The sequence below is a fragment of the Ruegeria sp. HKCCA6837 genome (assembly GCF_013034475.1).
In the GTDB taxonomy this organism is placed as follows: Bacteria; Pseudomonadota; Alphaproteobacteria; order Rhodobacterales; family Rhodobacteraceae; genus Ruegeria.
Map to the genome: position 1 here is coordinate 1 of NZ_WQGD01000029.1, position 23,744 is coordinate 23,744.

Consider the following 23,744-nt stretch of genomic DNA (forward strand, 5'->3'; position numbering starts at 1 on the left):
CCCTTGTTCCCCCCTCTCGACCAAAGTAGTGGCCCAATTTTACGGGGCAAAGACACCCCTGAAAGGATCAACATCAAAGGCCAACGTGGCTCTTTCATCATTGACTTGAAGCTGTCCAGAAAAATTCTGTTCGACTTCGCATCCTTTTCAAAAACGTGTTGGCATTCATCATAGTGAATGCCAACGACACCTTGGCCCTGAGCTTGATCCAGCACACGTTGCCAGATGTACTCTTGGGTACGGGTTCTTCGTGGCTCATATCCAAGGGCCGAAAGAGTCCTGACGCCAAGATCTTTGAAGCTCACTCGGCCTGAGAGAACGCAACTGACGACTTTTGCCGGTCTGCCGTCAGGCATTTGTGTCTCGCTTGCATTGAAATCGTTGATGAGCTTCTTCAGTTCTCGGGATTTCCCAACTCGAGAGTTTCCTGTAACTACGATGCCGCGGGCCTCGACACCTTCGATCAATTGGCTACGGAATTGGTCTTCGAGGCATCTGCTGAATGCGGCCTTCAATGGCTTTGCACGAGAGAAAGTAAAGTGAGCTCTCCTTAGTTGGTTTCCGATTTTGAAGCTCTCTGGATTGATAAAACTCATGTGAATTTTCCCCTTTTCTTGGGTCGGCCAATTGGGCGGTTCTCGTCGTTTCTAGGTGCACGTTTTTCCTGTTCGATTGCTGCGCCATCGTGCGGAGCCCCCGAAGTCTTGCGAATAACCGGTCTCGGTGGTGTGGAAGCTGATCCAGGGTTTTCATCAGTCACTTTCGCCCTCAGGCCGCTAACTGCCTGATTGGCGAGAAGATCTGGGAACGGAACCAACAAATCTGGAGCGAACCCTAGACGCGGCCTTTGCATCAACCACCCGAGGTTCGATACAAAAAATCAGCAGCAATTTTCTGAGGAAAACTAGTGTTCTGCGCTTTCAGTAGAAATGCACAGATGGTGATAAATCTTCGACACAGTGTGAGTAGACAAACTTATTGACATCGATTTGTACGAACCGAGTGAAATTTGCACGCTTATGGGTAATTCGCATTCTGATGAGTTGGCTGGGGTGGTAGGATTCGAACCTACGATACACGGTACCAAAAACCGCTGCCTTACCACTTGGCTACACCCCAACGGTGAGCGGCTATCTACGATTGTTGTTGGCGGTGTTCAAGAGCTATTTGGCAAAAAAATGTGAGCGCCAGAAAATAATTTCGAGCACTCATTTGGTGCTGATCAAGACGGCCCCGACGCGATTTCCACCCTGAACCACGTCATGAGCAGCAGCGCAGTCCTCCAGTGTAAAGACGTTCTGGACCGGGCAGGTCAGCGCTCCTTTGACCAACGCACGATGAAGGGTTTCAACAGCGGCAGCGCGCAAGTTAGCAGGCAGCAGATAGATCAGGATCGTCTCAAGCGTTACAGCTTTGAACATCATCGCTCCAAACGGAAAAACCGGTGCCATGTTTTGGGCGGATCCATATGCATTTATGCGGCCGTTCTCGGCGACAACAGTGGCGTTTGTTTCGATGTTTGATCCGAATTCGACATCGACGATACGATGGATCGCTTGTCCGCCGTTTGCGTCCAGAATCAGTTCCGTAAGATCTGGGCTGGCATAATCGAGTACGACATCCGCGCCTGCTGCGTGTACTCTGTCAAAGTTGCGTGGGCTTGCCGTTGTGATAACGCGCGCGCCTGCCCATTTTGCCAGTTGAACGGCAAGATACCCAACCGTGCCAGCCCCGCCATGAATCAGGATTGTTTGGTTTTTGGATAGCCCACCCGAAAACACGGCGTGGCAGGCGGTCAGTCCGGGGATGCCCAGAATCGCTCCGGTCTCAAGCGACACCGCGTCCGGCAGATCAACAGCCTGGTCGCTGGGTAAGGTGATGTGACTTGCAGCTGTTCCGAATGCGCGCTTCCATTGTCCATTCCAGACCCACACGCGCTGACCGATCCGGGATGTGGGTACGCCATCCCCGACGGCAGTGATCACACCGGATCCGTCACTGTGTGGGATGATCAGCGGAAAAGGAGGTTCCGTCACGCCTGGCCGGGTCCCAGACCGGGCCTTGATGTCCGATGGGTTGACGCCCGAAAACGCCAACTCAACGGTGACCTCACCCGGTCCGGGAGGTATCGGAGGAAGGTCTTTCAGATTCAGAACTTCGGCTGCGTCTCCGAAAGCGGAATAGGTCACTGCGCGCATGGGGTCCTCCGTTTGCCCTAGTTACATCGCAAACGAGTGGGGAATTCAAACCGCTTGTGCTTCGTGACCTGTGCAACAAGCGGCAGGTGCTTTATTCGCGGATTTCGGCTGGATCGACGCCCCAGAGATTCGATTTCAGCGTCCAGCCCCGATAGCCACCGGCCGTGATCCGGCACCAATCCAGCGAGCACGTGCCAAGGCGGGCCACGACGCCAGTCTCGAAATGTGCGTTCACAGGCGAATTCGGATCGGGGCGCACATATACAGGCAGCATGTCGGATTCGATCAGCACCGTGCGCACACCAGACAACAAAGCATAGTGAACCCACCCACCGGCGCCGTCGCGGTCCTGAACTTTGCGCCAGTTGCCGTATTCAGCCGTGACTTGCAGCGGCATCCCGCGCCGCTTGAATACCCAATCGATTCGATGGCTCAGCGACGGCCCGCGCCGAACGTTCCCTTCAGCGGCTTTCATTGAAACATAGCGGGGCAGGGGAAGGTTGGTAACCGATCCGCGCTTGTCCTCGGCATGCGCAGCCCAAGAGCTGAACATGACCAGAAATACGGATATCGCCGCCAGACATTGGCGTTTTACCGGTCGAATACCACTCACTGACTGCCTGCTCTTATGCCTGTTGATACGGTTTCGAAAAAAGGTCGACTCAATGCCACTGGGGTTCTTGTGCCCCGCCTTATCCTGCGCCACGATGACATGGCGCGCGTCTGTTTGCAAAGCAGTGGGAGGGCCGAGGTGCCAAGAGAACGTCTGAGTGTTGTCGTTACGCGACGGTTGCCCGAAGCAGTTGAAACCCGGTTGAGCGAGTTGTTCGATGTGCGCCTGCGCGATGACGACACGCCCATGACAAGAGATGAGCTTGTGGCCGCGGTACAGGAAGCCGATGTGCTTGTGCCTACGGTGACCGACACGATCGACGGCGGCCTGCTGGGGCAGGCAGGTGAAAACCTTAAGCTGATCGCCAATTATGGGGCGGGCGTCGATAATATTGATGTGTCCACAGCCCGGCAGCGCGGCATTCTGGTTTCGAACACGCCGGGTGTGCTGACTGATGACACCGCCGACATGACAATGGCCCTGATCCTGGCCGTCACGCGCCGCATTCCCGAAGGGTTGAGCGTGATGCAGCAGGGTGATTGGACCGGCTGGGCTCCAACCGCCTTTCTTGGCGGGCGCATCGGGGGGCGGCGTTTGGGAATTCTGGGTATGGGTCGAATTGGACAGGCCGTTGCGCGGCGAGCAAGTGCGTTTGGAATGCAAGTGCATTATCATAACCGCCGCCGGCTGCGGCCCGAAATCGAGCAGGAGTTAGAGGCGACCTATTGGGAAAGCCTTGACCAGATGGTGGCGCGAATGGATGTGATCTCGGTCAACTGCCCATCGACCCCATCGACCTTCCACCTGATGAATGCACGCCGACTGAAGCTGATGAAGCCGTCAGCCGTAATCGTAAACACGTCACGTGGTGAAGTTGTCGACGAAAACGCCCTGACACGGATGATCCGTGCGGGCGAAATCGCAGGGGCAGGGCTGGACGTCTACGAACAGGGTACTGATGTGAACCCGCGGCTGCGTCAGCTGCCCAATGTTGTGCTCTTGCCGCACATGGGATCGGCCACGCTGGAAGGGCGGATCGAAATGGGTGAGAAAGTTATCATCAACATCAAGACCTTCGAAGATGGCCACCGTCCGCCAGATCAGGTTGTGCCCTCAATGCTGTGAGCCGCCGGAAAGGAGCCTGAATGAACCTGTTTGAAGGGGGATGTCGCTGCGGACGTTTGCGCATTTCTGCTTCGGGCCGTCCCCTTCGGGTTGGGATTTGCCATTGCGTGGACTGTCGTAAGCATCATGGGGCTTTGTTTTATGCCGCAGCAATATTCCCTAGCGGTGCGGTCAAGATTTCCGGCCCCTCACAGGGCTATGCAGATCGGTTCTTTTGCCCAACTTGCGGCTCTCCGGTGTTTGCGCGCAGCGGTTCCGAGGTTGAGGTGCATTTGGGATGCCTCGATGAGCCTAACCAATTGACGCCGACCTATGAATGTTGGGTGTCGCGGCGCGAATGCTGGTTGCCCGAATTCATGGGAATGGATCGGTTTGAGAAGGATCGGGATGAGGCTGAAGCATAGCTACTTTCGCGAATCTCTGCCGCAACCCTGCGCTTGTGCGGCCAACTCTTGCAGTTCGGTTGCATTGCTTACTAGGCTGAAAATAAATAAAGTATTGGAGGATTTGACCAAATGAGATGTTTTTCCGCTTTATTGCTTTCGGCATTTGTTTTTTCAGCGCCAGGCTTTGCTCAGGAAGCAGCTGATGCCGTTGCGCCCGAAACCGCCACACAAGGGCAGGTGAAGGCTCTGACCGAAGAGGTCATCGCTGCGCTTGAAGCCAAGTTGGACGGCGTCCCGGTTACATCTGAGAACTGGATGGTGGCCGCCGCCAATCCACTGGCCGTTGAAGCCGGGGCCAAAGTACTGCGCGCAGGCGGGTCCGCTGCTGATGCAATGGTGGCCGTGCAGGTTGTGTTGGGTCTGGTTGAGCCGCAATCCTCTGGCCTGGGCGGCGGCGCGTTCTTGGTTTGGTACGACGCAGCTACTGGTCGGATGACAACGCTGGACGGGCGCGAGACCGCACCGCAGGCAGCCAAACCAAGGCTGTTTCAGGATGAACAGGGCGAACCGCTGAAATTCTTTGATGCGGTCGTCGGAGGATTGTCCGTAGGAACGCCGGGCACGCCAGCCCTGCTTGAAGAGGCGCATCGCCGCTGGGGCCGCTCGTCCTGGCCCGGCTTGTTCGCCGATGGCATCCGGTTGGCAGATGAAGGTTTCCTGGTCTCGCCACGCTTGGCCAGCCTTGTTGAAAACGACGCTGAGCGTTTGTCGCGCTTTCCCGAAACGGCCGCTTACTTTCTGCCGGGCGGAGAGCTTTTGCAGCAAGGGCAACGGCTGACCAATCCGGCCTATGCTAATACCTTGCGTGTATTGGCCAGCGACGGGGCCGCAGGGTTTTATGGTGGTGAGATTGCTGCGGATATTGTCCGCACGGTGCGCAACGCTCCGGGCAATCCCGGTGTTCTGTCCGGCATTGATCTGGCGCTGTATCAGGTGATCGAACGCGAACCGGTTTGTGCTGAATACCGAGCTTACGAGGTCTGCGGAATGGGCCCGCCATCTTCCGGTGCGCTGACCGTGGGACAGATTTTGGGGATGCTGAACAACTATGATCTGGCAGCGATGGGTGCTGAAAGCGCGGAAGCCTGGCGGCTGATCGGAGACGCCTCGCGCCTCGCTTTTGCGGATCGGGGTCGTTACATGGCCGATAGTGATTTTGTTCCCATGCCGACAAAGGGGTTGGTTGATCCGGATTATCTTGCGCAGCGTGCGGCTTTGTTGAACACCGAAGCTGCATTGGCCGAAATCGCGCCGGGCCAACCCGAATTCGACCATGCGCTGAACTGGGCGGATGATGTCTCGCTCGAGCTTCCCTCGACCTCGCATATCTCGATAGTGGACAGCTATGGCAACGTTCTGTCGATGACAACGACCATCGAAAACGGCTTTGGTTCGCGTCTGATGACGAACGGGTTCCTTTTGAACAACGAGCTGACGGATTTCTCGTTCAAAACCCATAGCGACGGTGTGCCGATTGCCAACCGGCTGGAACCCGGAAAACGCCCGCGTTCGTCCATGAGCCCGACCATTGTGATGCAGGACGGTGCACCGGTTCTGGCGATTGGATCGCCAGGTGGCAGCCGCATCATCGGTTATGTCGCGAAATCGATTATCGCCTGGGCCGATTGGGATATGGACGTACAGCAAGCGCTGTCCCTGCCGCATCTGGTCAATCGTTTCGGAACCTACGATGTCGAGGCGGGCACCGCAGCCGAAGGGTTCACGGATGCGCTGGTGCTGCAAGGTTTTGAGGTCAATCCGCGTGACCTGACATCGGGTTTGCATGCCATTGAAATCGGTGAAGGGCTAAGCGGCGGAGCGGACCCGCGCCGCGAAGGTATTGCGCTGGGCGAATAAGCCCCGGGTATGTATGAGGATTGCCACCGTTTGCGAGCCTTTCAGTCATGTCCTGAAAGGCAAGCCATGCGTTGGGGCAGAGAGGATGACGATGGTACAAGCAAAAGTCTTGCCAAGAAATGAAACAGGCATCGAAACGGCGATCAGCATTCTCAAACAACGTTTCGGTGACAGGCTGCAAACAAGCACCGCAATCCGCGAACAGCATGGTCACACCACGACATGGATCGAAAACCAAAGTCCGGATGCCGTGGTTTTCCCGCAGAACACGCAAGAGGTTTCAGACATCGTTAAAGCCTGTGCCGCGCATCGGGTGCCTGTGATCCCTTTTGGCACGGGCACGTCGCTGGAAGGGCACGTGAATGCGCCCGCAGGGGGCATTTCGGTCGATCTGATGCAAATGGACAGCGTGCTTGCTGTTCATGCCGAAGATCTGGACTGCGTCGTACAACCAGGCGTGACGCGCGAGGCGCTGAACACGCATCTACGGGATCAGGGTCTGTTCTTTCCGATAGACCCCGGGGCCAATGCCTCGCTGGGTGGGATGGCCGCTACCCGCGCCTCGGGCACCAATGCGGTGCGGTATGGAACAATGAAGGACAATGTTCTGAGCCTTGAGGCGGTCATGCCGGACGGTCAAATCATCCGTACCGGGCACCGGGCCAAGAAGTCGTCAGCGGGGTATGACCTGGCCCGCCTTTTGATCGGAGCTGAAGGCACGCTTGGGATCATCACTGAACTGACCTTGCGGCTGCAAGGCATCCCCGAAGCCATCAGTTCGGCCCGATGCTCGTTTCCAACGGTGGACGCGGCCTGCCGTGCTGTGATGATGACCATTCAGTATGGCATTCCGGTCGCTCGGATCGAACTTTTGGATGAGCTTTCGGTTCAGGCTGCCAATGCTTATTCGGGGCTCAGCCTTCCCGCTACGCCGCTCTTGTTGCTGGAGTTTCATGGCTCGGAAAGCGGCGCGGTTGAACAGGCTGAAACCTTTGGCCAGATCGCAGAAGAATTCGGGGGTACAGACTTTGCCGCCACATCGACCACCGAAGAAAGGAACAAGTTGTGGCAGGCGCGGCATGATATGTATTGGGCGTGTCTACAACTGCGCCCCGGTGCGCAGGGAATCTCTACGGATGTTTGTGTGCCGATCTCACGTCTGGCCGAATGTGTGACCCAGACCCAAAGAAAGGCAGCCGAACTTGGCTTGCTTGCTCCGGTTGTGGGCCATGTGGGGGACGGGAATTTCCACACGCTGTTGCTGATCGATATGGAAAATGCAGAAGAGGTCGCTAAGGCCGACGCCTTTGTTGGCTGGTTGAATGATCTGGCCATTTCAATGGAAGGCACCTGCACAGGTGAACACGGCATTGGGCAGGGCAAGCAGCCTTACCTTGAGAAAGAGCTTGGGGCCGCCACACAGTATATGGCCGCAATCAAGGCCGCACTGGATCCCCTCAACATTATGAACCCCGGCAAGATATTGTCTGGTCGTCCATAACTATTTTCCTGATCTGGTCCGTTTTTGTGCCGTCAAAACGTCCAGTTGTTTTGGTTTTTAAAAGCCGAACGCAAACAGGTGGTCGATATGAGCGCAAAATACTTGGCAGGCTTTGTGGCAATCTGCGGATTGGACGTCGCGGGGCTGGACTATCATCAGCAGGCCAAAGCATCGGAAAACGGTCTGAACATGAAAGGCTATCTGGTTCGGTGTCATCGCGTGTTGGTCTCGCAGACAGCGTAGATGAGGCAGAAGCCCGTGTTTCCAAACCACAGGAACCCGCAGCGCAGAAACCCAACGAGGACCGAGGCAAACTGGTCTGCATTACAGTCGGAACCAGTAAACGCTGCAGTTCAAGCGGGTGAACATTGCGGCGGAATGACCGATCTTGGACCTGCATTCGGGTTTAGGGTCGTTTTTTTCCCATCACTGGTCGGATGAATGTCGCGCGTCGCCCCTTAACTGCGCCATATGGTGTCAGCTGAATTCAAGGGGAGACGCCCGGTTATGAAAACCCAAGTCAAAGCACTGGTCGTTGGCGGTGGCGCCATTGGAACCTCGATTGCCTATCACCTGGCCAAAGCAGGCTGGGACGATTTGATGTTGATCGAACGGGACGAGCTGACCTCGGGCTCGACATGGCACGCAGCTGGCCTGTTGCCGCTGTTTAATATGTCTTACGCGACGACCCACATCCACAAGTATTCGGTCGACTTCTACAAGACGCTCGAAGAAGAAACCGGCCTGAACGCGGGCTTTGCGGTGGTCGGCAACCTGCGCATGGCACAGACGCAGGATCGTATGGATGAATACATGCTCTATGCGTCCACTGCTGAGACATGTGACGTAAAATACGAATGGTTGACCCCGGATCAGATCAAAGAGCGCTGGCCGCTGATCGAAACCGGCGATTTGAAAGGTGCGATCTATCACACCGAGGACGGCTATATTAACCCCGCAGACGTCACGCAGGCCATGGCCAAAGGTGCCCGCCAGCGCGGCGTTGATATCGTCCGCAAAATGCAGGCCGACGCCTTCCATTGGAACGGCACCCATTGGGAAGTCACCTGCACCAAGATGATCGAACAGGGCGGCAACCTTGTTCCATCAGACGAACAGGTCGTCATTACCGCCGAGCACGTTGTGACCGCTTCGGGCAACCATGCGCAGCGCACCGCCAAGATGCTGGGCATCAAGATGCCTGCAATCCCGGTCGAGCACACCTTCATCGTCATGGACAAAGACCCCGAGCTGGTCAAATGGCGTGAAGCCGGCAACCCCGAGCACCCCGTTGTGCGCGACGCCGACAACGAATCCTACGCGCGCGAAGAGCGTGGCGGCTGGATTCTGGGTATCTACGAACACGGCGCACCAGCGCGCTTCGAATACGGCGTGCCTGACAGTTTCCGCGCCGATCTGTTTCCATTGGACATTGATCGTATCGCAGATCAATACATGGCGATGGCAGAACGCGTGCCCTCTTGCGCCGACTCCGGCCTGAAAGACGACTTCAACGGCCCAATCTGCTATACCCCCGACGGCAACCCGCTGGTTGGCCCGGCTCCGGGCCTTCGCAACATGTGGCTGGCCGAGGGTTTCAGCTTCGGTATCACCGCCGCTGGCGGCACCGGTTATTATCTGGCGCAGATGATGGTCGATGGCGAAGCCGAGATCGACATGGCCTCGCTGGACCCCAAGCGCTATAGCAGCAACTGGATGACCACCGAGTTCGCGGCGCGCAAGAACGAAGAATGCTATGAGCATGTCTACATCCTGCACCACCCCGACGAAGAGCGTGAAGCATGCCGTCCGCTGCGCACCGTTCCGGCCTATGACCGTCAGAAAGCACGCGGCGCACAGTTCGGCTGGGTCAATGGCTGGGAACGTCCGAACTATTTCGGCCCCGTCGATGCGCCTGACAACTTCGACAAGGAAAGCCGGTCGTTCCGCCGTGGTGGCTGGTGGCAATACGCCGTCGAAGAAGCCAAGTCGATCCGCGAAGGCGTTGGCCTGATCGACGCGTCGGCCTTCACCAAACATGTCGTCAAAGGCCCCGGCGCGACCCAGTTCCTGGATTGGTTTACCTGCAACAAGCTGCCCAAGGTCGGTCGCATCAACCTGACCTACGCGCTGACGTCGCACGGCACCACCCGCACTGAATATACCATCGTCCGCAATGGTGAGAACAACTACTATATCGTCTCTGCCGGTGCCTGGACCGAGTATGATGCCGACTATCTGCGCAAGGCGGCCGAAGACAAGATGGAGGAGTTCGGTTACATCGAAATCCAGGACGTGACCACTCAGTGGGGCGTTTTTGCCATCGCCGGACCCAAGTCCCGCGACGTTCTGAAAGAGGTCATCAAGGACGCCGATCCAGAAACCGCGCTGTCCAACAAGCGCTTCCCGTGGCTGTCGGCCCGTCAGATCGAACTGGGCATGTGCCCGGTCAACGCGATCCGCGTGGCCTATACAGGTGAACTGGGCTGGGAACTGCATCACCCGATCGAAATGCAGAACTACCTGTTCGACCTGCTGGAAAAAGCGGGTGAGAAACTCGGTATGAAACTGGTCGGCGCACGTGCCCAGAACTGGCTGCGTCAGGAGAAATCCTACCGTGCTTTCGGCACCGAACTGGGCCGTGATGCGACTCCGCTGGAAGCTGACCTGCCGCGCTTTGTCGATCTGTCCAAGGACTTCTACGGCAAGGCCAAGCTGGAAGAAACCGGTGTACGCGTAAAGTGCTGCACCCTGCTGATCGACGGTCCGGAAGATGCCGACCCGTGGGGCCGTGAGGTGCTGTATACCCCGGAAGGTGAGCGTGTGGGCCGTCTGACATCGGGCGGTTACTCGGTGGCGTTCGAGAAATCCATCGGCATGGGCTATGTGAAGCCCGATTTGGCCGTCGAGGGTACCAAGCTGAAGGTCAAGATGCAGGACAAACTTTGGGATGCAGTTGTCACCTGCGACAGCCCCTACGACCCGAAAAACGAAACCATCCGTAAGGACGGTTGACCGAAGAAAGGCCCCGGCACCCCGGGGCCTTTTTTACGCAGAAAGCGCGTCGAAACAATCCAGCGCCTTTGCGGCGTACATCATGGCTGGCCCGCCACCCATTTGAATGGCCATGGCCAGTACGTCCGACACTTCGTCTCTTGTTGCGCCTGCTTTGATCAGGGCTTCTGTGTGTAGGGTGATGCAAGGCTCGCATCTCAGTGTGACCGACATTCCCAAAGCGATAAATTCCTTTGATTTGTAGTCGAGCGTTCCGCCTTCTTTGACGGCCTTCCCAAGCGATCCGAAGGCGCGCGTTGTTTCGGGAATTGACCCGTTGAGATTGCGAAGGCTCTTGCGAGTTTCCGAGAGTTTTTCTTGCCAGTCCATTGCTGATGCCTTTTCATATTTCGCAAATGGAATATGAAGCAGGAGGCTGGGATCTGACTTTGATCTCGATCAGGTTGCTGGTCGCGATGTGATGAATGCAAGGTTGTTGGCGGGCATGTTGACCGTGTCCAAAACCTTCAGGCCGACATCCTCAAAAAGCGCAACAATATCTGTGTCGTCTTTGTAGCCAATGTCCGGGTCTTGCTGGATCAGAGCTTCGTGAAATCTCTTGTCGCCTTCGCTTGTAAGCAGGCCTGATCGCTTGAATGGTCCGTATAAAACAAATCGACCAGAGGACCCGAGCGCCGTGGCGGCCTCAGTGATGAGCGTTCGCGTTTCTTGCCAGCTGATTAAGTGTGTCAGGTTAACCAAAACGATCATGTTTCGTTCGGGAAAGCGGGCATGCCACCCCGAGGCGGTCGCGTCCAGTTCTTCGGCGGTCTCAACGTTTGGCAAATCGCGCGTGTAGGCGTCGATACTAGCGCGTCGTTCAGGATCGATTTCCGTAGGTTGCCACGTCAGACCCGGCAGCAGGGTTGCAAAAGCCGCGATATGCTGACCCGTCCCGCTGGCGATCTCTAACGCCTGTCCCCGTTGCGGAGCCCAATCACGGAGCAATGCACACAAAGCGTCGGAGTTTCGCGTGGCTGCGGGCGCGACCAGTTTGCCATCTTGGGCTACATTGGCGACGCTGGCAGAGGAGGGGAGGTTGCGTTTGATCATCGTTTCAACCTGTCTGGGGACAACATCGCAACATTCTTTGCATCAAGGGCAGGAGGAGCTCCTGTAACCAGATCGCAAAGCAATTGAGACGCCGCAGGTGCGGTTTGGAAACCATAGCCACCCTGACCTGCGCTCCAGATGAAGGAGGGTTCCAGTGGGTCTCTTCCAAGCACCAAAGTTCCGTCCGGTGCAAAACTGCGCAACCCAGCCCAATTTGTTTCGACCCGCGTGACGGTTTCGGTCATCAATGCCTCATACCGGGCCAGACCTTCTGCCAGTACCATATCGTCGGCATAGGCGTCCTGCGGGGGAACCGGGTCGGCTTCGGACGGGGACACAAGCAGTTTTCCGGCGTCGGGTTTGGCGTACCATGTTTCACCGACACCCAGCATCATGGGCCAGCCGGAAACATCATGCCCACTGGGGGCGGGCAATCGTGCCATCGAACGACGGCGTGGGGTAATGTCGATTGGGGGAAGGCCCGCAAGATCGGCAATCTGGTCAACCCACGCCCCGGCGGCGTTGACCACATTCCGGGCTTCAAAATTCTGACCCGCGGTGACGATCCAATGCAAGTCCTTGCGGATCGCTGTGACTTTGTGCCTGGTCGAAATCGTCCCGCCGTTGTTCCGAATGGTTCGGGCAAAATCCTGCAGCAAACGATCTGTATCGATATCAAAAGCGGCTTCGCTGATGGCCGCAAAGCCCACCTGGTCGGGGTTCAGGATCGGAACACGTGCGATGGCGTCATCCACTGATATGTGCGTCATGTTCAGGTCACGGCGATCGGCGGCAAACAGGTCAGACTGATCCTGTGCGCCGATCAGCATCAGGCCGCGCGGCGTCAGATACCCACCGTTCTGCGTGTGCAGGAAGGCAGCGCCTGCCTTGTTAAGAGCCACCACTGAAGGCGGCCCATAGCTTTCTTCAAACATCGCAGCAGACCGGCCCGATGCGTGGTAGCCCAGGGCATCCTCGGCCTCGAGCACCATCACGGTTCCGTGCTGCGACAGGCGCGCACCAGCGCTGAGACCGGCGATACCACCTCCTATGATCAAGAAATCAATCATGACGTTCGCGCATTCTGGAAAAAAGCGTTTGGTGCTCATTGTTTGCAAATTACCCCCTAAGCCCTTCATTCGCCTTGCGTTTTGGTTTCCAGACTATAAGCAGCCTTGAATTTACGCTTCAACCCGGTCAAAGACGTATCAAAATTTTAAGGAGGGCAAGGTGACTGCAGCAGACCTTCATCCAATGGCCACTGGGCATATTCCCCGTTACGTTGTCGCAGCTGACGGAAGCGACTACTTGTTTTCAGCTATGGTCGTCTTTTTTGTCGTCTTGGTGGTGTTGATCGGTGTCGGGTACCTGACGCTCCATTCTGTGCCGGAAAAAATGGCCCATGAAAACAATCACCCGCAATTTCAATTGGTTGGTATTTTGGCGCTGCTTGCGCTGTTTACGCATAACGGTCTTTTCTGGGTTGCCGCCATTCTGGTCGCGGGTTTCCAATTCCCGGACTTTGCCACACCACTCAAGAACATTGCTGATGCCATTCGGTCCCTTGGCCGATCGCCTGTACCGGACCCCGTGCCCGAGGCTGTTGCTCCGGCTACACCCGTTACAGAAGCGTTACAGAAGCAAGCGAAGCGCAGGAGCAAAGTAAATGATCGAGACCATGCTTTGCGCCCTGATTACGGTGCTACCTGATTATTTGTTCCGTCGGTTTGTACAGGGTAAACGTATAGGCCAGGAAATCACTTTGTTTACCATGTGGTACGAACTGCGTTGGGGCCTGACGACATGTGCCATTCTGGCGCTGACTGTGATTACGACGCTGTTTTACTTCCACCCGGCCAGCAAAACGGCTGCGTCCTATTTCCGTACAGTGACGATCCTGCCGCAGCTGGGCGGGCGTGTTTCAGAGGTTTTCGTCCAGAACAACCAGTTGGTCACAGCGGGTCAGCCGATTTTCAGGATCGAAGATTTCAGCCAAACCGCACAGGTCCAGGCGGCAAATGCACAGATCGCGCAGGTCCAGGCCTCGCTTAAGGTGGCGGAAACCGATTTGGCCGAGGCCGAAGCTGGAATTGCCGGGTCCAAAGCAACTCTTGCGCAGGCGCTCGAGGATTTGGAGCGTAACACGACTTTGCGGGACGAAGGGTCAAGTGCGGTAAGACTCGCCGAGATTGAGCGCCTGGAAAACCTGGTCGCCGAGCGAGAGGCGCAGGTTGTTGCCGCTGAAGCCAAACGTGCAGCCGTTGAGCAGCAGATCGAAGAACTGATCCCAGCCCAACTGGCCAGCGCGATTGCGCAACTGGACGCCGCGCAAACCGAGCTGGACAAAACAGTTGTCCTCGCCGGTGTTACCGGACGGGTTGAACAGTTTAGCTTGCAAGTCGGTGACTATGTGAGCCCGTTGCTGCGCCCCGCTGGTATTCTGGTGCCGTCCCATACGGGACATGACCGGTTCCAAGCTGCGTTCAGCCAACTGTCTGCCCAAGTCATCAAACCGGGCATGATCGGTGAGTTGGGTTGTATGACAAAGCCGTTCACCGTGATCCCGACGGTTGTGGTCGAAGTTCAGGATGTCATTCCTTCCGGCCAACTCCGTCCTTCGGACGAGCTGCGCGATGTGCAGACCAACAAAAATCCCGGATCGATCCTTGTTTATATGGAGCCGCTATACAAAGGAATGGCCGATGACATTCCACCGGGCAGCAACTGCCTGGCCAATGTCTACACGGACAACCATGAGCGGTTGGAGCACGAACACCTTGGGTTTTGGGAGGCCGCCTTCCTGCATGTGGTCGACACGATCGGTGTGGTCCATGCCGCAGGTCTGCGCCTGCGATTGATCCTGATGCCGGTGAATACTCTGGTGCTGACCGGGCACTGATCCAGCCCTGGGGAACCAAATGTTAAAGGCCCGGCAGGTATTGCCGGGCCTTTCTGTTTCAAAGTGCTGCTTTGAACAATTGCGTCAGGTTTTCTTTCGTCAACTCGATCGGGTTGCCCCCGCAAGAGGGATCAATGATCGCGCCTTCAACCAGCTCGGGGATCGACGCTTCGGTGACGCCCAGATCAGAAAGGGTGCGCGGGATGCCGAGGCTGTCGTTGAATTCCTGCACAAAAGCGCGGAAGCCGTCAAAGCCACCATCAATGCCCAGATAAGCCGCTGCCTGTTGGAACCTGTCCGCGATGGCGGGGGCGTTGAACTCCAACACAGCGGGCATACAAACCGCGTTGGTGGTTCCGTGGTGGGTATTGAACACCGCACCAATCGGGTGGCTCATTGCGTGGATCGCGCCCAACCCTTTTTGGAAGGCGGTCGCGCCCATGGCTGCTGCGCTCATCAATTGGGCGCGGGCTTCAATATCGGTGCCGTCGGCATAAGCGCGCGGCAGGTAATCCTTCACCAGCCGTATCCCTTCCAAAGCAATGCCCTGACTCATCGGGTGATAATGCGGGCTGGAGAAGGCTTCAACGCAGTGAGCAAATGCATCCAAACCGGTACCTGCAGTGATGAATTTGGGCATTCCCACGGTAAGTTCGGGGTCGCAGATCACCACGGTTGGCAGCACCTTTGGGTGGAAGATGATCTTCTTGGAATGGGTTTCTGAATTGGTGATGACGCTGGCACGTCCCACTTCCGACCCCGTACCGGCCGTAGTTGGCACCGCGATGATCGGCGCAATCACATCCGCATCGGCGCGCGTCCACCAGTCACCGACATCCTCAAAATCCCAAACAGGGCGGGACTGGCCGGCCATGAAAGCAACCATCTTGCCCAGATCCAGCCCCGAACCTCCGCCAAAGGCGATCACCCCGTCATGCCCTCCAGCAGTATATGCGGCGACGCCCGCTTCAAGGTTCTTCTCGTTCGGGTTGGGGTCCACATCACTGAACAGCCCGCGGCCCAAACCGGCAGCGTCCATGATATCCAGCGTTGCAGAAGTAATCGGTAGATCGGCCAAGCCCTTGTCTGTAACCAGAAGGGGTTTTTTCATCCCTGCCGCAGCACAGGCTTCGGGCAGTTCCTTGATACGCCCTGCGCCGAATTTGATTGCGGTCGGATAGGACCAGTTTCCAACAAGTGACATGTCAGGTTTCCTTTAGTATTTGAGGTCTGCTCGGGGGAGGGGGATCAAACCCGAGCAGACCATCGTCCTTAGACCGTGACCTTTTTCAGGTGGTAGGATTTGGGACGGGTGAGATTGTGATAGCCAATAACCGACAGACCGCCGCCGCGCCCGGTGTTCTTGCAGCCGGTCCAGCAAAGACTGGGGTCCAGATAATCCGCACGGTTCATGAACACCGTGCCGGTTTCGATCTGGTCGCCAACTCGCGCTGCGCGATCTACATCACGGGTCCAGAGGCTGGCGGTCAGGCCAAATTCACTGTCATTCATCAGCGCGATTGCTTCGTCATCAGACGAGACCTTCATGATGCCCACAACAGGTCCAAAGCTCTCATCCCGCATCACGCGCATGTCGTGGGTTACATTGGTCAATATTTGAGGGGTCAGATAAGCGCCGCCATCATCCTCAGGGAAGGTTTCGATATGCGCAACCGCGCCTGCCTCAATGGCCTCGGCAATTTGTGCGCGCACTTCATCGGCGAAACGCACGTTGGCCATAGGGCCGATGGTGGTCTCAGCGTCCAGCGGGTTGCCCAGCTTGTATCCCTTCACGATCTCCACCGCCTTGGCGACAAAATCGCCATAAAGGCTTTCGTGCACGTAAATGCGCTCGATCCCACAGCAGCACTGGCCCGAATTGAACATCGCGCCATCAATCAACGTATCGACAGCGGCATCCAGATCGGCATCCTCCATGACATAGCCCGGGTCCTTGCCGCCCAGCTCGGTCCCGACGCCGGTAAATGTTCCAGCCGCTGCGCGTTCCATCGCCTGTCCACCGCCAACCGAGCCGGTGAAGTTCACAAAGTCAAACGCATTGCCCGCAATAAGTTCATGGGTGACGTCATGGCTCAGGAATACGTTCTGGAATACGTCTTCAGGGACGCCTGCTGCATGAAAGGCTTGCGCCATCCGCTCGCCAACCAATAGGGTCTGGGTGGCATGTTTCAGGACCACAGTGTTTCCCGCAATCAGCGCAGGGGCGACCGTGTTGATCGCCGTCATATACGGATAGTTCCAGGGCGCCACCACAAACACCACCCCATGCGGAATGCGTTTGATGTAACGCTTGAATGTCTCGTCTTCCCCCACCGCGATGTCTGCCAGAGATGCCTCGGCAATCTCCGCCATGTAGCTCGCGCGTTCATTGAAGCCACCAAACTCACCGCCATAACGTACGGGACGGCCCATCATACGGGCCAGTTCTGGCACGATTTCGTCATTCATCGCACCCACGGCCGTTACGCCAGCCATGACTAGATCAATCCGTTCCTGCAAGGGCCGCGCTGCCCAGGCCGCTTGCGCGCCCCGCGCCTGACTCGCTACCCCAAACGCCGCGTCCCGAGACAACACCTCTCGTTCCGCAAAAACCGATCCATCAATCGGTGAGACACATTTCAACATCTGCCCCATGTTCACTCCATGTAGTAAATAAGCAGGATCCCTGCTTCATCTGGCCAAAAATACCTCGGGGGTCTGGGGGCAGAGCCCCCAGCCAGAACCCTACGCTCGCTCAAACCCGCGGGCGACTTCCCAGTCAGTGACCACGCGCTCGAACTCTTCGATCTCAACTTCCGCTGCACGCGAGTAGTGATCGACAACGTCGTCTCCCATCGCCTCCCGCAACATGGCCGAGCTATGCAGCGCATCCCGCGCCGCGCGCAGGTTGCCCGGGATCATGCCCGTTTCACCTTGATAAACGTCACCCGTGGTAGGCGGTTGCAACTCCAGACTTTCCTCGATCCCGGCGATCCCGGCGGCCAACATCCCGGCCAATGCCAGATAAGGGTTCATGTCTGAACCCGGAATTCGGCACTCTATCCGAACGGCCTTGGTGCCGTCGCCGCACAACCGGAATCCGGCGGTGCGATTATCGACCGACCAGATGATCCGCGTCGGCGCAAAGGTTCCCTTCATGAATCGTTTGTAGCTGTTGATGTAGGGGGCCATGAAATAGGTATAATCCGCGGCGTATTTCAGCAGACCCGCCATATAGCTTTTCATCAGATCCGACATACCCAGCTCATCATTCGCATCAAAGAAAGCCGGCTTTCCATCAGCCCAAAGTGACTGATGCACATGGCTGGAGCTGCCCACCTTGTCATGATGCCATTTCGGCAGGAACGTTGCCGCATGCCCGTGCTGCCAGGCGATCTCTTTCACGGCATTCTTGGCGATCGAATGATACTCGGCCGTGTCCATCGCAGGCGCGTATTTTATATTCAGTTCTTCCTGCCCGGTCTCGGCCTCGCCCTTCGAGTTTTCGACCGGTATTCCAGCGTCCCACAGGTGATTGCGGATCGGGCGCATCACGTGCTCTTCCTTGGTCGTTTGAAGAATGTGATAGTCTTCATTGTAGCCTGAGATCGGTTCCAGATTGCGGAAGCCTTCCTTACGAATTTCATCAAAGCTCTTCTCGAACAGGAAAAACTCCAGTTCGGTTGCGCACATCGCATCAAAACCCATAGCATTCAGTCGCGCGACCTGCTTTTTCAGGATCGAACGCGGCGCGTGCGGCACTTCTTCGTGTGTATGATGATCCAGCACATCGCACATCACCATGACCGTACCCTCAAGCCACGGAACCGGGCGCAGCGTGCTCAGATCGGGTTTCATGACATAATCACCATACCCCCGTTCCCAACTGGTCGAGGCATACCCGTCGGGTGTCGCCATCTCCAGATCGGTGGCCAGTAGGTAGTTGCAGCAATGTGTTTCTTCCCATGCGCCGGCGACGAAATGGCCTGCGTGAAAGCGCTTGCCCATCAAGCGGCCCTGCATGTCCACCAGGCAAACAAGAACAGTATCAATCTCGCCGTTGGCCACTCGTGATGTCAGGGTTTCAAAGGTCAAATTAGCGGTCATGGAGCAAACCTCATGCTTCTCAAAGGGGGCACTGGACGGCAATGCCCCCCGATTTTGATGTTAATCGAAAGTGTAAGGGGCACCGGCCTGGTTGATAACCGAGTTATACTCCCGGAATATGCCGACTATCTTCTGGTGAACTTCACCTTCCTGTGCGACCTCGTCCCAGAATTCGATGGCTGCGTTTTCGACTTCTTTCCATTCGGCGGCCGGAACCTGGCGCAGCTGCAGCTTGTCGCCATTCGCGCGCAAGGCCGCTTCACCACCCCAGTACCACTGGTTGCGATACGTGTGGCCCGCTTCGATACCCGCCATAACCACAGATTTCAAATGGTCCGGCAGTTCTGCCCAGCGTTCCTGGTTGGCGAACCACGATCCGATCCACGCGCCTGAAATGTTGTTGGTCAGGAAGTAATCTGTCACATCCGCCCAACCCACAGTGTAGTCCTCGGTGATGCCAGACCAGGCCATGCCGTCCAGTTCCCCGGTTTGTACCGCGACCTCGGCGTCTTCGTAAGGAATGTTTACCGGCACCACACCGAACTTGGCCAGGAAACGACCCGCGGTCGGGAAGGTGTAGAGTTTGAGGCCATCCAGATCGGAAAGCGTTTTGATTTCCTTTTTGGTGTTGAAGTTGCACGGGTCCTGACCCGCAGCCGACAACCATGCCACGCCGACTTTTTCGTATTCCGAACGCCAGATATCGGCCAGACCGTACTGATTGAACAGCACAGGCACATCCAGAATGTGTTTGGTTGCAAACGGGAAATAACCACCGAACTGACGCAGGGGGGTCGGTGACGCCATCGAATCGTCATCCGAGTGTACCCCGTCAATCGTGCCGCGCTGCAGAGCCTGAAACAGTTCGCCTGTTGGGACGATCTGGTCGGCGTAGAACAGCTCGATCTCAAGCTCACCATTGGCGTTTGCGTTTATGTAGTCGATTGCGGGTTTGGTTACATGCTCTCCCAACGCGCCGCCGGCATAGGTCTGGAAGCGCCACTTGATGGCTGATTGCGCTTTGACAATTGCCGGGCTCGCCAACGTGGCAGCACCTGCCAAACCGGCGGAACTTAGAAATCTGCGTCTTGTTGTCATTGTCTTTCTCCTCTGTTTGATCTTGCAGAATTTCGCCCCTTTCCGGGGTCTTGTGACTTATTTTCCGTAAACATAATTCGGTAGCCAAAGCGCAATTTCCGGGAAGATTATGATAGTGGCCAAGGCGCAGACCATCACCAGAACAAAAGGAATGATGGAGCTGTAGATATCGCGCAGTGAAATCTCCGGAGGGGCCATCGCACGCATCAGAAAGAGGTTGTAGCCGAACGGCGGCGTCATGTACGCGATCTGCGTCGTGATGGTATAAAGAACGCCATACCAGATCAGATCGAAGCCCAGTGCCCCCACCAGCGGAACGTATAGTGGGGCGACAATGACGAGCATGGCAGTATCATCCAGGAATGTTCCCATCAGGATAAAGCTGAGTTGCATCAGGATTAGTATCATCCAAGGGGACAGGCCCAGTTTCTCGGTGAAAAGACTTTCAATGGCTTTGACCGCACCCAGCCCGTCGAAAACAGCGCCAAACGCCAGAGCCGCCAGAATGATCCACATGAACATACAGGAAATGCCCAATGTATGCCGAATGGAGTTTTCAAAGACCCTACGCGTCAGCCGACCTTTCAACGCCGCCGCTGCCATAGCCGTGATGGCTCCAATGGCGGAAGATTCCACCAGCGAGGTCCAGCCGTTCACAAACGGAACCATCATTACGGCGAAAATACCCAAAGGTAACAGACCAGACTGCAACAGGCGCAGCTTCTCCGGAAACGGAATGTCGCGCTCTTCGGCGGGTAGAACCGGACCGAGCGAAGGTGTTATGCGGCAACGGATGACAATATAGATGATGAACATCGCTGCCATCATCAGGCCCGGAAGCACGCCAGCGAGCCACAACTGGCCAACAGGTTGCCGCGCGATCATCGCGTACAGAACCAAAACCACTGACGGTGGTACAAGAATTCCCAAGGATGATCCGGCCTGTATGACACCCGTCACCATACGTTTGTCATAGTTCCGACGCAGAAGTTCCGGTAAGGCAATGGTCGCACCGATCGCCATTCCGGCTACGGACAGTCCGTTCATCGCCGAAATCAGCACCATTAGCCCGATGGTGCCAACGGCCAGCCCGCCTGACAAGCCACCCATCCAGACATGGAACATCTTGTACAAATCATCGGCGATCCGACTTTCGGACAAAATGTATCCCATGAAGATGAACATGGGCAGTGTCAGCAACGGATACCATTTCATGACCTTGATTGCGGCTGCAAACCCAAGGTCATAGCCGCCCCGATCCCCCCACAGGAAGAGAGCCGAGACCACGGCGACAAAGCCGATTGCACCGAACACTCTCTGCCCGGTCAGCATCATCAGCATCATCGATGCGAACATCAGCAAGGCGATCATTTCGTAGGACATCAGATTACCTCACGCGGGATGTCGTCGCCACGCAGGCGCAAGATGTCCTTGAACAATTCAGATACGGCTTGCAGCAACATCAGGAAGATGCCGATAACCATGATCATCTTGACCGGCCACAGGTAAGGCCTCCAAATCGTCGCGCTGCGTTCGCCGCCATATTGGAACGAGTACATCAGACTGTCCCAACCACCCCACAGCAGAACGATAAGGTAGACGATCAGAAACAGGACAGTAAACGCATCGGTCCAGGCCTTGCGGCGATGAGACCATTCACCATACAGCAAGTCCATTCGTACATTCGACCCCATCTGAATCGAATACGGACCACCAAGCATGTAGTAGGCCACCATTGCGAACTGGGCCATTTCCAGTGTCCAGAGTGATGGCAGAAAGAAAGTTTTCGAGATCGAAGACCAGAGCAGAATGCCCATCATGACGAAAATGCCATACATGATCACGCGCCCGACCCAGCGGTTCGTGCGGTCGATTACCGCCACATATCCCCGCATAAACTTCATCTCGATACCTCTGTTTTCATAATTTGGCCTCCGTGCGCGAAAACGCCGTGATGACCGATTGCAGGACTGGCGTTAGCAAACCTGCCATGCGGTTCACACCTTTTGGAGTGTCGATCAGGTCGTTCCGCACTTCGATCATGACATTTGGAAGACCGCGTTTGATCGCATGTTCCCGCAAGGTGTGCGTGACGCCATCGGTGGCCGAATAAGGTTGGTTAAGCGAAACGCTCAGCCCAGATCCTTGCGCCTGTTGCAGCATGATCTGGGCTGCCCGATCATCTTCATCATGTAAAATGCCCAGCTCCACCGTCCTTTTTTGTCCCTTGTAGACTGGCGTGAAGCTGTGGATCGTGATGACAACCGGTCGTTCATGTCTTGCGTCCAGCGTTGAAGACAACAGCTGTCGGAACGGTTCGTACACCTCTTGAAGCCGTTGGGCGCGCTGGGCCGCAGTCAGGTTTATATTGCCGGGAACTGAGAACACTTCGCTGAGGCACGGCATGGAATCTTCGCGTTCCGGTGGGCGATTGCAATCATAGACAAGGCGACTGACGCGCGAATACACCAACGGTGCATCCAGCGCCCCCATCAGCTCAATCGATAGCTCCATCGCACCGATATCCCATGCGACATGCGACCGGGCCGCATCGTCATCCAGACCCAAATTCTGCAAAGCCGCAGGTATGAAGCGACTGGCATGTTCGCACACCAACACTGCAGGCGCGCGGCCCCGTGCATTCAGCACACGGGCTGCCGGGGCTTCGGCAGATTGCAGCAGGGATGACTCGGTTTCTTGTCGCATAGGTAGCATTTGTTACAGCAACTTCGTACCTGTCAAGAAAATTACTGTAGACAAAACTACAGGCAAGAATATTCTGTAACAAATTTAAAAATCGAGGGTGCCGATGGCCGCCGTTGTAAAGCTGGTCAAACAGCGGATTCAGGACGAATTGGACGATCTGACCCGATCAGAACGTCAGTTGGCGTCTGTCCTATTGCAGGACTATCCGATGGCAGGGCTGCAATCGATCACCAAGCTGGCGGCTGCGGCTCAGGTCTCGACGCCAACTGTTATTCGCATGGCGCGCAAACTGGGGTTCGACGGGTTTCCGGATTTGCAGGATGCCCTGCGCGAGGAAGTGGCGGCGCAAATCAAGAAACCGATCTCGAAACGCGATGCCTGGGTCGTTGACGACGACGCTGAACACCCGACAACCCGATTTGCACAGGCAGTCTGGACAAACATGCGCCACACGCTGGAGCGTTTGGATAAACAGATGTTCGACACCGTCGCCCAGCTGTTGGCTGATACGGACCGACATCTTTATGTGGTGGGTGGCCGCATCACCCGGTCCAACGCGGATTACCTGTTCAATCACATGCAGATCATTCGGCCCAACGTAACGATGCTGGGCAATTCAGCGAATGTCTGGCCGCAATACCTTTTGGACATGGATGCGTCCTCGGTCCTGGTGATCTTCGACATTCGGCGATACGAAGCGCATTTGGAGAAACTTGCGCAAGTTGCTTCAAGCCGGGGGGTAACGGTTGTTTTGTTTACGGACCAGTGGGGTTCACCAATCGGTAAGACCGCCAACTACACTTTCCACGCCTTGGTCGAGGCTCCCTCGAGCTGGGATTCGACGATAGCACTGCAACTGATTTCCGAGACTCTGATTGCCGAAGTACAGGAAGCACGGTGGGAGGAAAGCAAAGAGCGGATCGAAGAACTGGAGCAGTTTTTTTCTTCGACACGAATATTCCGCAACCAGGATTGAAGGGGCGAATACGACGGGGCGCTGTGGTTCTAAAACTGAGGCGCAAAATTTGCGACTGTCTAGCCCCCGTGTTCTGGGCCATTTCGGACTAGAGTTTCGGGGACTGGTGGG

The 23,744-nt window shown here is 56.3% G+C and carries 22 protein-coding genes and 1 tRNA gene; 9 read left to right on the forward strand and 14 right to left on the reverse strand.

The annotated features are described in order from the left end of the window. From GOV91_RS21300 to GOV91_RS21315, 4 genes are all read right to left on the reverse strand, one after another. Positions 1-596: AAA family ATPase (locus GOV91_RS21300; protein ID WP_171236948.1), on the reverse strand; the 596-nt coding region annotated here is incomplete at its 3' end. Positions 597-1,044: 448 nt separating this feature from the next. Continuing rightward, positions 1,045-1,119 (reverse strand) — tRNA-Gln (locus GOV91_RS21305). An 89-nt stretch (positions 1,120-1,208) separates the two neighbouring features. Further along, entirely contained in the window at positions 1,209-2,198 is a 990-nt protein-coding gene (locus tag GOV91_RS21310; RefSeq protein ID WP_171236949.1) for an NADPH:quinone reductase, read from the reverse strand. 91 nt (positions 2,199-2,289) lie between these two features. Further along, positions 2,290-2,751 (reverse strand): SH3 domain-containing protein, encoded by a 462-nt coding sequence (locus tag GOV91_RS21315; RefSeq protein WP_171236964.1) that lies wholly within the window; start codon positions 2,749-2,751, stop codon positions 2,290-2,292. Between the two features lie 198 nt (positions 2,752-2,949). Between GOV91_RS21315 and GOV91_RS21320 the strand changes: the two genes are divergently transcribed. The 6 genes from GOV91_RS21320 to GOV91_RS21345 all read left to right on the forward strand — a co-directional run bounded on the left by GOV91_RS21320 (position 2,950) and on the right by GOV91_RS21345 (position 10,755). Beyond that, a complete protein-coding gene (locus GOV91_RS21320; RefSeq protein ID WP_171176248.1) occupies positions 2,950-3,936 on the forward strand; it encodes a D-glycerate dehydrogenase in 987 nt (328 codons plus the stop codon). A gap of 20 nt (positions 3,937-3,956) precedes the next feature. Continuing rightward, positions 3,957-4,340 (forward strand): GFA family protein, encoded by a 384-nt coding sequence (locus GOV91_RS21325; RefSeq protein WP_171236950.1) that lies wholly within the window; start codon positions 3,957-3,959, stop codon positions 4,338-4,340. 111 nt (positions 4,341-4,451) lie between these two features. After that, positions 4,452-6,239 (forward strand): gamma-glutamyltransferase, encoded by a 1,788-nt coding sequence (ggt, locus tag GOV91_RS21330; RefSeq protein WP_171236951.1) that lies wholly within the window; start codon positions 4,452-4,454, stop codon positions 6,237-6,239. Between the two features lie 91 nt (positions 6,240-6,330). After that, positions 6,331-7,740, forward strand: a complete 1,410-nt coding sequence (locus GOV91_RS21335; protein WP_171236952.1) for an FAD-binding oxidoreductase — start codon at positions 6,331-6,333, stop codon at positions 7,738-7,740. Positions 7,741-7,827: 87 nt separating this feature from the next. Continuing rightward, positions 7,828-7,983 (forward strand): hypothetical protein, encoded by a 156-nt coding sequence (locus GOV91_RS21340; protein ID WP_171236953.1) that lies wholly within the window; start codon positions 7,828-7,830, stop codon positions 7,981-7,983. Between the two features lie 264 nt (positions 7,984-8,247). Further along, entirely contained in the window at positions 8,248-10,755 is a 2,508-nt protein-coding gene (locus GOV91_RS21345) for an FAD-dependent oxidoreductase (RefSeq protein ID WP_171236954.1), read from the forward strand. A 33-nt stretch (positions 10,756-10,788) separates the two neighbouring features. Here GOV91_RS21345 and GOV91_RS21350 read toward each other — a convergent pair whose 3' ends face one another. From GOV91_RS21350 to GOV91_RS21360, 3 genes are all read right to left on the reverse strand, one after another. Beyond that, entirely contained in the window at positions 10,789-11,124 is a 336-nt protein-coding gene (locus tag GOV91_RS21350; RefSeq protein WP_171236955.1) for a carboxymuconolactone decarboxylase family protein, read from the reverse strand. 69 nt (positions 11,125-11,193) lie between these two features. Continuing rightward, positions 11,194-11,847 carry a DUF938 domain-containing protein gene (locus tag GOV91_RS21355; RefSeq protein WP_171236956.1) on the reverse strand — a complete coding sequence of 218 codons (654 nt, stop codon included), beginning with the start codon at positions 11,845-11,847 and terminating at the stop codon, positions 11,194-11,196. Further along, on the reverse strand, positions 11,844-12,917 hold the full coding sequence (locus tag GOV91_RS21360; RefSeq protein WP_171236957.1) for an FAD-binding oxidoreductase: 1,074 nt from the start codon (positions 12,915-12,917) through the stop codon (positions 11,844-11,846). The genes GOV91_RS21355 and GOV91_RS21360 overlap by 4 nt, the downstream gene beginning before the upstream one ends. Before the next feature lie 184 nt (positions 12,918-13,101). Between GOV91_RS21360 and GOV91_RS21365 the strand changes: the two genes are divergently transcribed. Then, positions 13,102-13,557: a hypothetical protein gene (locus GOV91_RS21365; RefSeq protein ID WP_254440753.1), complete on the forward strand. Its 456-nt coding sequence runs from the start codon at positions 13,102-13,104 to the stop codon at positions 13,555-13,557. Then, positions 13,514-14,746 carry an HlyD family secretion protein gene (locus GOV91_RS21370; RefSeq protein ID WP_171236958.1) on the forward strand — a complete coding sequence of 411 codons (1,233 nt, stop codon included), beginning with the start codon at positions 13,514-13,516 and terminating at the stop codon, positions 14,744-14,746. Before GOV91_RS21365 ends, GOV91_RS21370 begins: the two co-directional genes overlap by 44 nt. A gap of 58 nt (positions 14,747-14,804) precedes the next feature. Here the strand turns inward: GOV91_RS21370 and GOV91_RS21375 are convergent, their stop codons facing one another. From GOV91_RS21375 to GOV91_RS21405, 7 genes are all read right to left on the reverse strand, one after another. After that, a complete protein-coding gene (locus tag GOV91_RS21375; protein WP_171236959.1) occupies positions 14,805-15,950 on the reverse strand; it encodes an iron-containing alcohol dehydrogenase in 1,146 nt (381 codons plus the stop codon). A 68-nt stretch (positions 15,951-16,018) separates the two neighbouring features. Further along, the gene (locus GOV91_RS21380) at positions 16,019-17,401 is read right to left on the reverse strand and encodes an aldehyde dehydrogenase family protein (RefSeq protein ID WP_171236960.1); all 1,383 of its coding nucleotides are present in this window, start codon (positions 17,399-17,401) and stop codon (positions 16,019-16,021) included. 90 nt (positions 17,402-17,491) lie between these two features. Next, positions 17,492-18,853, reverse strand: coding sequence for a glutamine synthetase family protein (locus tag GOV91_RS21385; RefSeq protein WP_171236961.1), 1,362 nt, complete (start codon positions 18,851-18,853; stop codon positions 17,492-17,494). A 60-nt stretch (positions 18,854-18,913) separates the two neighbouring features. Then, positions 18,914-19,951, reverse strand: a complete 1,038-nt coding sequence (locus tag GOV91_RS21390; protein WP_171175595.1) for a TRAP transporter substrate-binding protein — start codon at positions 19,949-19,951, stop codon at positions 18,914-18,916. A gap of 57 nt (positions 19,952-20,008) precedes the next feature. Continuing rightward, positions 20,009-21,334: a TRAP transporter large permease subunit gene (locus tag GOV91_RS21395; protein WP_171175593.1), complete on the reverse strand. Its 1,326-nt coding sequence runs from the start codon at positions 21,332-21,334 to the stop codon at positions 20,009-20,011. Continuing rightward, positions 21,334-21,855 carry a TRAP transporter small permease subunit gene (locus GOV91_RS21400; protein ID WP_171175590.1) on the reverse strand — a complete coding sequence of 174 codons (522 nt, stop codon included), beginning with the start codon at positions 21,853-21,855 and terminating at the stop codon, positions 21,334-21,336. Before GOV91_RS21400 ends, GOV91_RS21395 begins: the two co-directional genes overlap by 1 nt. A 16-nt stretch (positions 21,856-21,871) precedes the next feature. After that, the gene (locus GOV91_RS21405; protein WP_254440752.1) at positions 21,872-22,657 is read right to left on the reverse strand and encodes an N-formylglutamate amidohydrolase; all 786 of its coding nucleotides are present in this window, start codon (positions 22,655-22,657) and stop codon (positions 21,872-21,874) included. A 103-nt stretch (positions 22,658-22,760) separates the two neighbouring features. Between GOV91_RS21405 and GOV91_RS21410 the strand changes: the two genes are divergently transcribed. Continuing rightward, the gene (locus GOV91_RS21410) at positions 22,761-23,633 is read left to right on the forward strand and encodes a MurR/RpiR family transcriptional regulator (protein ID WP_171236963.1); all 873 of its coding nucleotides are present in this window, start codon (positions 22,761-22,763) and stop codon (positions 23,631-23,633) included. Positions 23,634-23,744 lie beyond the last annotated feature (111 nt).

Coding starts and splice junctions, on each gene's coding strand:
- GOV91_RS21310 (WP_171236949.1), bottom strand. CDS start 2,198: ATGCGCGCAGTGACCTATTCCGCTTTCGGAGACGCAGCCGAAGTTCTG.
- GOV91_RS21315 (WP_171236964.1), bottom strand. CDS start 2,751: ATGTTCAGCTCTTGGGCTGCGCATGCCGAGGACAAGCGCGGATCGGTT.
- GOV91_RS21325 (WP_171236950.1), top strand. CDS start 3,957: ATGAACCTGTTTGAAGGGGGATGTCGCTGCGGACGTTTGCGCATTTCT.
- ggt (WP_171236951.1), top strand. CDS start 4,452: ATGAGATGTTTTTCCGCTTTATTGCTTTCGGCATTTGTTTTTTCAGCG.
- GOV91_RS21335 (WP_171236952.1), top strand. CDS start 6,331: ATGGTACAAGCAAAAGTCTTGCCAAGAAATGAAACAGGCATCGAAACG.
- GOV91_RS21340 (WP_171236953.1), top strand. CDS start 7,828: ATGAGCGCAAAATACTTGGCAGGCTTTGTGGCAATCTGCGGATTGGAC.
- GOV91_RS21345 (WP_171236954.1), top strand. CDS start 8,248: ATGAAAACCCAAGTCAAAGCACTGGTCGTTGGCGGTGGCGCCATTGGA.
- GOV91_RS21350 (WP_171236955.1), bottom strand. CDS start 11,124: ATGGACTGGCAAGAAAAACTCTCGGAAACTCGCAAGAGCCTTCGCAAT.
- GOV91_RS21355 (WP_171236956.1), bottom strand. CDS start 11,847: ATGATCAAACGCAACCTCCCCTCCTCTGCCAGCGTCGCCAATGTAGCC.
- GOV91_RS21360 (WP_171236957.1), bottom strand. CDS start 12,917: ATGATTGATTTCTTGATCATAGGAGGTGGTATCGCCGGTCTCAGCGCT.
- GOV91_RS21365 (WP_254440753.1), top strand. CDS start 13,102: ATGGCCACTGGGCATATTCCCCGTTACGTTGTCGCAGCTGACGGAAGC.
- GOV91_RS21370 (WP_171236958.1), top strand. CDS start 13,514: ATGATCGAGACCATGCTTTGCGCCCTGATTACGGTGCTACCTGATTAT.
- GOV91_RS21375 (WP_171236959.1), bottom strand. CDS start 15,950: ATGTCACTTGTTGGAAACTGGTCCTATCCGACCGCAATCAAATTCGGC.
- GOV91_RS21380 (WP_171236960.1), bottom strand. CDS start 17,401: ATGGGGCAGATGTTGAAATGTGTCTCACCGATTGATGGATCGGTTTTT.
- GOV91_RS21385 (WP_171236961.1), bottom strand. CDS start 18,853: ATGACCGCTAATTTGACCTTTGAAACCCTGACATCACGAGTGGCCAAC.
- GOV91_RS21390 (WP_171175595.1), bottom strand. CDS start 19,951: ATGACAACAAGACGCAGATTTCTAAGTTCCGCCGGTTTGGCAGGTGCT.
- GOV91_RS21395 (WP_171175593.1), bottom strand. CDS start 21,334: ATGTCCTACGAAATGATCGCCTTGCTGATGTTCGCATCGATGATGCTG.
- GOV91_RS21400 (WP_171175590.1), bottom strand. CDS start 21,855: ATGAAGTTTATGCGGGGATATGTGGCGGTAATCGACCGCACGAACCGC.
- GOV91_RS21405 (WP_254440752.1), bottom strand. CDS start 22,657: ATGCGACAAGAAACCGAGTCATCCCTGCTGCAATCTGCCGAAGCCCCG.
- GOV91_RS21410 (WP_171236963.1), top strand. CDS start 22,761: ATGGCCGCCGTTGTAAAGCTGGTCAAACAGCGGATTCAGGACGAATTG.